The following is an 8,847-nucleotide window of genomic DNA, read 5'->3' as shown; positions in this document are numbered from 1 at the left end:
CGCAGCGCCGATCAGGAGGCCGGCAGGGAGCAAGGTCTTCATTTAGTTGCCTCCGGTGTACAGGACGCGGTAGAGCACACCGCTCTGATCGTCGGTGAACAGCAGGCTGCCGTCGGTGTACGTGGCGACACCGGCCACCCGCCCAAACTGCTTCCACTCCCCATTCTCTTCGTACACAAACCCGGTCACGAAGGGGGTCACGCTCTGGGGCTGGCCCGCCTCGTCAAAGTCGGCGCGCACGATTTCGTAACCACTGGGCTCGCTGCGGTTCCACGAGCCGCGCATGGCGGCAAACATGTCGCCCCGGTACATGGCGGGGAACTGCGAGGCAGTATAAAAGGTGCCAGCGATAGCGGCAGCGTGGGCGGTGTAGGTCAGGACGCTGCCCTGGGTGCCCGCGCAGTATTCGGCGTTGGTGATGTTGCCTGGCGCGCGGCTGTTGACGTACGGGTCCACCACCTTGTCGCCGTAGCAAAAGGGCCAGCCGTAGTTCTTGCCGCGCTGAATCACGTTGAGTTCTTCGGGCGGAATGTTGTCGCCGTGCCAGTCGCTCCCCTGGTCAAACCCGTACAGGGCGCCCGTGACCGGCTGCCAGCCAAAGCCGATGGTGTGACGTAAGCCAGACGCGTAGACCTCACGGCTCTTGCCGTCGGGCGCGATGCGCAGCAGGGCCGCCACCTCAGGGTTGGGGGTGGGCGCGTCGTTGTTCTGGCTGCCAAACGAGGCGTACAGGTAGCCGTCCGGCCCCCAGGCAATCGTGCGCGCCGAGTGCTGCCCTGGCTCGGGCAGGCGGTCAGCAAAGACGCGCGGGCGGCTGAGGCTGCCGTCTTTGGCTATATCCATGACCCAGATGGTGCTGGCCCCGGCGATATACAGCTTGCCGTTCCGGACGGCAATGCCGTGCGCCGAGGTCAGGTTCTGCGCCACCTGACGGCGCTCTACGGCTTCAATCTTGCCGTCTTTATTGACGTCTTTCAGATACCAGACATCGTTCTGCCCACGCCGGGTGAGGTAGATACCGCCGTCGGGCATGACGTGCAGCATGCGGGCGTTGCCCAGTCCGGTGGCCACCACCTTGATGGTGAAGCCCGCCGGCACCTTCAGTCGCGCCAGCTTGTCGGCTGTGAATTCCTGCGGGGTGGGTTCGCTGCGGGTGGCGGTCACCGTGGCCGGAGCCTGGGGCTGGGGCAGCGGCTTGGGGGTGGGGGTGCCCTGAGCGGCCGCCGCGCCGCACAGCAGCCCAGCCAGAACCAGCATTCGGAAGGTCATAGCTCTACCCTCTCTTGCCGCTGGCATGGACAGATGAGACGCCCTGAAGCCGCCCTTAAAGCGGGCTCAGCGTGAAGAAAAGCGAATGTATTTACAGGTACAACTAAGAGCAGCTTGAGGGCAGGTCCACTGCTATCAGACCAGAAGTCCATAGGCAGTGGGGTTTTAGAGTGTGTGCGCTTCTCGGACGCTCACGCTTTCAGAAAGGTGCAGCAGAGCAAGCCTCTCCTCATTCCAACCTGCAACCCCCTCCTCTATTCACTCCACGGGAAACAGCCCGGCTTGCCGGCTACCGACTAGGGCCAGAGCTTTCTGATCCAGGCGGGACAGGGCGGCGCGGCCCGTGTCCTGCCGGGGTAGCTCAGCCTGGGCCGCGTAGACGTGCAAGGTGACCTGCCGGTGGGTCATACCGTGACGCACCTGCCCCAGCAGGTGACCGGGCTGCGCCCCCAGTCGGTCACACAGCCGCACCAGCGCCGACGTAGCCGCCTCACCGGGCCGCAGGGCTTCGGTGGGGAGCCCCATCAGCCCGCCCAGCAGGGCGCCCTCGCGCCGCTCCAGGTAGGCGTGGGCCGCGTCGCCAATCAGCAGCGCCGCCGCCTGCACCTCCTGCACGGCCGCCCGGACTTTCGGCGCTGGATAGGCCGCCGGTTGCCCGGTTGCCCGCGCCGCGCACCACGCGCTCACCGGGCACTGGGCACAGCGCGGAGCCTTGGGGATACACACCGTCGCGCCCAGATCCATGACCGCCTCGTTCCAGGCGCCGGGCCGCGCGGGGTCCAGCAGGGTGTCCGCCTGCGCCTGCACCCAGGCGGGCGTGGGCACAGCCTGGGCGCGCAGCCGCGCCAGCACCCGGCGCACATTGCCGTCGTTCACCGCGCAGGGGGCATTGAGCGTGAAGCTGCTCAGGGCCGCCGCCGTGTATGGCCCCACGCCGGGCAGGGCCAGCCAGCCCGCGTAGGTGGTAGGAAAGCCCTGGGCCGCCACCAGACCCGCCGCGCGGTGCAGGTTGCGCGCGCGGGCGTAATAACCGCAGCCCTCCCAGGCTTTAAGCACGTCGTCGATAGGCGCAGCGGCCAGCGCCTGCACCGTAGGAAAAGCCGTCAGAAAGCGGTCGTAGTAGCCCAGGCCGCGCGCCACCTGCGTCTGCTGAAGCAGGACCTCGGCCACCCAGGCGCGGTAGGGGTCGCGCCCGCCCTCGGGGCCGCGCCGCCACGGCAGGTCACGCCCGGCGCGGTCAAACCAGGCCAGTAGCGCCGCGCGCAGGGCGGGCACGGGCAGGGGCGCCGGCCCTGCCTCTGCCTCAGAAAAAGCCGTCACCGCGCCAGTCTAGAGGCGCGGTGACCGCAGGACCGTGGCCGAGGTTGGGGTCAGGCGCGCAGGCGCTCGCGCTCGGCCGGCACGCGCAGGCGGCGGCGCACGCCCTCGGCGTACTCGGTCAGGTCGGTCAGCAGGTCAGGCACACCCGCTCGCAGCAGGTAGCCGCCGCCCGGCAGCGGGGTCAGGGCCAGGAAGGGCGCGCGGGTCAGGGTGTCCAGAATGCCGCCCAGTTCGGCGTAGGTCACGCCGCTGCCCAGGCGTTCGGCCAGGCGCTGCACGCTGACCACGCTGTGGGCCGGCTGCTGCGCCAGGGTCAGCAGCACCGCGCTGAAGGCCCCGCGCTGCGCGAGGTGCGCGCCCACCAGTTCGGCCACACTGGCGGCCGATTCCAGGTCCACGCTGCCCGCTTTCCAGTACCCGCGCAGTTCGACCGCCGAGAGCGGCGCCAGCATCGCGTGGTCAATCAGGGCGGCCAGGGCCTCGCGCGTCAGGCGCGGCGTGCCGGCGGGGCGCTCCTGTTCCGTGGTCAGCAGGACACAGTAGTCGGCCTGTTCTTTCCAGGCGGGCGTCTGCACGGCGGCCTCACTGGTCGCCACCAGCACCGAGTACCCATGGGCGCCTAGGTCGGCCTTCAGGCGCAGCACGCCGCCCCCCAGCTGGTCCAGGCGGTAGCCCGTCAGGCGCGCCAGTTCGGCCAGTTGCGTTTCGGGGGTGATGGCTGAGGCGGCCGGACTGGGAGAGGCAGGGCTGGCAAAACGCACGTCCAGTGGTTTGACCGGCGCCGCGCTGCCTGATTGGACCCGGCGGGCGGGCGCGTCTGGGGTCACGGGGGCGACACTGACAGCGCGGTGAGGTTCAGGGGACGCCTCGGGCCGGGGACGCGGCGCCGTGGCCGGCCGGGACGAGTCCTCCCGGCGAGCCTCTGTGCGCGGCTCGGAGGGGGCCGCAGCCTCGGGGCGACTCGCCTCTGGACGGGTCGTTTCTGCGCGGGCCGCTTCCGTGCGGGGAGGGCTGTCAGGGCGAGCGGCCTCGGCGCGGCCCACTTCCTGAAGGCGCACCTCACGCACATGGGGAGTCGAGCTGACCACCACACGGCGCGTTTCTGGGCGCGGCGGCGTGTCCCGGCGGGGGGCAGGGGGCGGCGCGTGCGGCTTGACAATGCCCTCCACCTGGTAGCGCCCCAGCGTCAGCGGCGTAATCACCAGCACGTCGTTGACGCCCAGATTCTGCGCCTGGTACAGCGCCCCCAGCCCCCACACCCGCTGCCGCTCTGGGTCAACCTGCGCCGTGTATTCCTGGCCCCGGTCATCCAGCAGCGTGACTGGTCCCGCCGACGGAAAGGTGGCGCCCAGATACTTGAGTAGACGCAGACTGCCTTCTTGCAGGCAGGGCCGGGTGATGACATAGCGCATTGCTTTCACGCATGAACTCCTCTGGTCCCCGCCCTGCACCCCCCCAGATGCCAGGCAGAACCACGCACAGCAGAATAAATTTTTCCTAAAGTAGCAGACTTTCTGTGCAAGAGCCGTGCAAAAACTATAGGAAGGTCAGGAGTTGGAGAGCGGCAGGCGGGTCATCACCGCTCAGATAGAGCCGACTGGAGTCCGCAACGAGCCTCTTGGCCAGCTATGACCTCCTCCTGAAAATGCCGAAACCCTCCGTCCCAGTGGGCTTTTCCATGCGCTTAAATCAGCGCCGCCAGCCGCCGAGTAATGACCGCAGGCAGGTCAATCAGCGCGGCGTACTCGCCCGTGGCCAGGGCGTGATATTCGGCCCAGTCGGTGTGCGCCGCAAACGCCCCGGCCATGCTGAGCACGTCCTGCCGGAAAGTCTCTTCGTGCGGCGGGGTCACCCCGTATCGCTGGGCCTGCGCCGCCAGGCCGGGGGCCAGCAGTGGCGCCAGACTGGGCGGCGCGGCCGCGTGCTCGGCGTACAGAGCACTCAGGAGGTGACCCACTGCCGCGCGGGCCGCCGCGTCTAATGGAACGGAGGCCGGCGTCACTTGCGCCCCGGATTGACGGCCTGCAGCGGAATGACCCAGGCGGGGTCAAAGGTGGTGGTCTCGCCGGAAAATTGCAGCACGCCGCCCTGACCTGCGGTGGGGTAGGCGGCGGTGGTCAGCTCGTAGCCCAGCAGGTCCGGGTTGTCACCGCTGATTTTCAGGGCGCGCACCGATTCCAGCCTCAGGGCCGACTTGGGAATCTTCAGCACGACCTCAGGCAGTCCCTCGGTCGGGGCGTACCAGCGGCCTTCAATCTGGGCCATATAGGCGGCTTCATTGGCGTCGGTGGGCTGCACGTTGGTCATGAAGGCGGCGGGAATCTTGCCGTCTTTCTTGTACTTGTTCTCCACCACCCAGCGGCTTGTGATGCGGTACACGTAGTCGGTGCTGCTGTCGGCCAGGATCTCTTTCAGCACCGCCTGATAACGCTCGCCCAGCGCGGCGTCGTCGGCCTGCGCCTGGGGTGTGGCGTCGGCCAGGCGCTGCGGGTTGCGGCCGCGGTACAGCGAATCCAGCAGGGCGTGCTGCGCGCTCGTGACGTCGGTGTTGGGCTTGGGGTCCAGGCGGGCGCGGTCTTCGGGAGACAGGCGGGCGATGGCCTCGGCGGTCCAGACCTTGGTGTTCAGCAGCGCCGCCTGTTCGGGGCGCAGGGGCGTGGTGGTCACGGGGGACGCCAGTTGCAGGCGCAGCACCCGCAGCGCGTAGGCCGGTTTGATGCTGCGGCTGTCCAGGCTGCTCAGGGCCTCACGGACAGCCGGTGCCGGGTACTGCCCGAACAGGTCCAGCAGGCCTGCCGGACTGTCCACCTTACGCAGATGCGCGCGCAGTTCCAGCGGGTCATACACGTGGCCCAGCAGCGCCGTCATCAGGGGCGGGGCGTCCGTGACCCCAGCGGCGCGCAGCACGCGGGCCAGGCTGTCATAGTTGCTGCGGCCAATGCGCTCTATCAGGGCCGCCTCGGCGGGGGTGGGGGCCACCTTGACCGGCGTCTGCGGGGTGTCCTCCTGCAGGGCCTGGCGGTTTTTCTCCAAGGCGACGCGCTTGGGGGTCTTTGGGGCGCCCTCGGCTTTTGGCCTGACGCTCCCCTTTGACCCAGATTTCGACTGGGGTTTGGGCTGAGACGTGAGGCCCGCTGGCTGGGATTTGGGCCGGGGCTGCGCCTTCGTGGGCATGGGGGACGGCTCCGGTGAGGTGTCCCCGGATTTAGGCTGAGCCCTGAGACGGCGCTGCGCCGACTGCTGGGCCGCTTCCAGCAGGGCCGTGAGCGTCCGGCGCAGGTCCTGAACCGACCCTTTGGCCTGCACGCCCGCGCTGCGCAGCAGTTCGCCGAGGTCGGTAACGGTAGCACTCGCAATATCCGCCGCCGAGCGGCCGCGCTGCGCCGCCGCCTCGTAGGCCCGGCTGGCCAGCGCCCGCACCTTGGGCGGCAGGGCGCTGTCTCCAAGCGCGTTGCCCACGGCGCCCCCCACCGCCTTCATCAGGGCCTGGGCCAGGCGGTTCTGAATATCGGCGGCGCTGAGGTTCTGGCCGCGCAGCAGGTCCAGGCCCAGTTCGGTGGCCTGCCCCGCCGTCGTTTCCAGCCCGCTCTCGGCGGCCTTGACAGCCAGCTGGGCGCGCCGGCCCGGCACCTTGACCTGCCCGACCACGCCCTTGGTGGCGCCCGACACGCTGCCGGCCAGGCCCCCACGGCCCGCGCCGCCCGCAATCCCCGCCACATATGCCAGGTAGCCGGCGCGCCAGTTGGCGTCGTTGGTGGCGGCTTCCAGACCTTTTTCGGTCGCGCCGTTCAGGGCGCTGCGCGCCGCTTCCAGAGCCACCTTGCGCGCGTAGGCACTGCCAAACACCTTGGTCAGTTTGTCCAGGTGGGCGGTCAGCTGGCTGCCGTCACGCAGCACCCCGCCCACAGCGGCGGCCAGCGCGCCTGTGACCGCGTCGGTGGCAATCTGGGTGCTGCCCACCTTGCCGCCGCGCAGGGCCACGTCCACCCCCACCCCGGTGGCGGCGCCCACCACACCGGCCAGGGTCGCCGCCAGCCAGCCGGAGGCCAGGCCGCCCGTGGCCAGGGTCGCCAGCGCGCTGGCCGTGATGCTGGCCGCCGTCTTGATGGTGTCCACCGCGCTGCTCTCGGCGCGGGCGTAGCTGCGACCGGCGGCCTGCTGGCGCTGAAACTGCTGCTCAAAGCGCTCGGCGCTGACCCCCGGCTTCAGGTTGCCCTCGGGCGTCACCATCTCCAGCAGGGCCTGGCTTTCCTGGCGCAGTCGGCTGCCGGTGCTGTGCTGGCCCAGCCACTCCAGGCCGTCCATCACGGCGCTGCCCGCCGTGCTCCCCCGCTCGAAAGCCAGACTGTCCTTGACCCGCTGCACCTTCTCGGCCGTGGACTCGGGGGCGCCGCGCAGCGCCTGACGAATCTCGAAGGCGTCGCGGCCGTCCAGTTCGGCAAAACCCCACTCAGATTTGAACAGGTCGGCTTCCAGGCTGCGGCGGGTATGTTGCTGGTAGTCCTGCGCAATCCGAACGACGTCCTCTTTCTTGCGGCCAGACAGTACCTTGCGAATGGCGTCCTCATCGGTGCCGGCCCCTTCGATGGCGTCGCGCAGAATCATCCATTCCGGCACCTTGCCGCTGCTGGCTGCCGCCTGAATGCGGGCCTGCTGGGCGGCATTCAGGCCCGTGCCCACTTCGCCGTAGCGCCCCTTGAAAGCGGCCAGGGCGGCCTGGCGCTCCTGATCTTCCTTGTTTTCCAGCTCCTCGGCCATCTTGCCGCCGTCGGTGCTAAACCACCCACGCTGCTGGGCCATGCGCGCGGCGGTGGCCTCGGCGGCCTTGCCGGACAGAGAGGCGATGGCCTCGTCGCACCAGGCGTCGTCGCCGTACGCGGCGCGCAGGTCGGTCAGCAGGTCGCGGCCGGGGCGCAGCCGGGCGTAGGCGGCGATAATCTCGGCCCCGGAAGCCCCGGCCCCTGGCCCGGAATAGGTTTTCAGGGCGTCGCGGCCCCCAAACCACCCCTGAATGGCTTCTGAGAGCCGAAGCGCGGCGGCCCGCGCCGGGTCGCCGTCCACCAGCGCCCGCAGCACCTGCATGTCGGTGCTGCCGTCCCCGCGTGCCAGGCGTACCCGGAACCACAGGGTGTTCAGGCGCGTCCCCGGTGTCGAGATGCCCGCCTTGAACGCGGCGCGCGCCCCCGGCGCCATCTGGCGCAGCACCTTTTCCATGTGCGCCACGTCGTCAAAGACCCCCAGGTCATTGATCAGCGCCTGGGCCGCCGTTTCAGCGTCAAAGGTGGCCCGCTGCGCCTCGTCCCTGGGCCGGCGCAACCGGCGCAGCACCTCGGTCCTGACCCCCTGGCCGTCAATGGCCAGGTCCATCCGCGCAAACTCCTGCTCCAGGTCCACCCCGTACTCGCGGTAATACAGCGCCTTGAGCTGCCGCATCTGCTCGTCGGTCAAGTCTTCCAGGGCGCCGCGCAGGGCCGCCGAATCGGTAAAGCTCAGGGCGCGGGCGTGCAGTTCGTTGTAGATGGTCTCGGTGCGTCCTGGCAAGTCGCCCAGGTCTCCTGTAAGCATCTGCTCTGTGACCTCATCGGCCGTGACCTGAAACTTCTCGGGGTGCTTCTTGACCTCCACCCAGTACGGCGTGATGCGCGCTGTGAAGGCCCCGTCCCGAATGGGCGCCGAGCCAAAACTGGTGGTTTCCAGGCTGTAGGCCACGCCCCGCGCGTAGCCTTCCTGATACGCGGCCGGCAGTTCGGGCATATACACACGGATAAACGCCAGCGACATCTCGGCCTCGGTGGGGGCTGTCAGCCCTTCCGGCAGCGGCACGGACAGCGTGCCCACCTGCGTGGTGTTGTCGGTGGGCAGCAGTTCCTGTGGGGCGGGGCGGCTCTGCTGGGGGCCGGGCGTGGTCGGGGCAGCCTGCTTGGCCGGCTTCTCCTGGCGGACGGGCCCAGGCCGGGTGGTCCCTGGCTTCTTGCCCTTGAGCGCTGGCAGCGTCACAGCTGGCGTCTTGCCCTGGGTCGGATTCCCCTGAGGCTGAACCGACTTGGCCGGCCGTTTGGTCTGGTCAAACATGTGTCTCCTCTGGGGGGTGGGGCAGTGGTCCACAGTGTACCTGCCCCGCCTGGGCACGCGGTCAGCTGAGACGGACCCCAGCACCAGCGGTTCAGTCGGTTGGGAAGTGGCGCCGCCTGCCGCAGCTTTGCCGTGGAGCGGGCAGATCAGGCGGAGCAGGTCGGTGCTGACCACAGCAGAGCCGGA

General features: G+C 69.3%; 5 protein-coding genes. All 5 read right to left on the bottom strand.

From position 1 onward, the window contains the following. Window positions 1-42: 42 nt before the first annotated feature. Window positions 43-1,269, bottom strand: a complete 1,227-nt coding sequence (locus GO986_RS14410; RefSeq protein WP_232337810.1) for a PQQ-dependent sugar dehydrogenase — start codon at window positions 1,267-1,269, stop codon at window positions 43-45. Between the two features lie 258 nt (window positions 1,270-1,527). Continuing rightward, the gene (gene mutY / locus GO986_RS14405; RefSeq protein ID WP_369409386.1) at window positions 1,528-2,589 is read right to left on the bottom strand and encodes an A/G-specific adenine glycosylase; all 1,062 of its coding nucleotides are present in this window, start codon (window positions 2,587-2,589) and stop codon (window positions 1,528-1,530) included. Window positions 2,590-2,639: 50 nt separating this feature from the next. After that, entirely contained in the window at window positions 2,640-4,001 is a 1,362-nt protein-coding gene (locus tag GO986_RS14400) for a hypothetical protein (protein ID WP_157460012.1), read from the bottom strand. A 272-nt stretch (window positions 4,002-4,273) separates the two neighbouring features. Continuing rightward, a complete protein-coding gene (locus GO986_RS14395; RefSeq protein WP_157460002.1) occupies window positions 4,274-4,591 on the bottom strand; it encodes a hypothetical protein in 318 nt (105 codons plus the stop codon). Further along, the gene (locus GO986_RS14390) at window positions 4,588-8,661 is read right to left on the bottom strand and encodes a hypothetical protein (protein WP_157460001.1); all 4,074 of its coding nucleotides are present in this window, start codon (window positions 8,659-8,661) and stop codon (window positions 4,588-4,590) included. The genes GO986_RS14395 and GO986_RS14390 overlap by 4 nt, the downstream gene beginning before the upstream one ends. Window positions 8,662-8,847 lie beyond the last annotated feature (186 nt).

Source organism: Deinococcus arboris, from assembly GCF_009755355.1.
Taxonomy (GTDB): domain Bacteria; phylum Deinococcota; class Deinococci; order Deinococcales; family Deinococcaceae; genus Deinococcus; species Deinococcus betulae.
The sequence above is the reverse complement of the archived record's forward strand: the minus strand, read 5'-3'. Positions and strand labels throughout refer to the sequence as shown.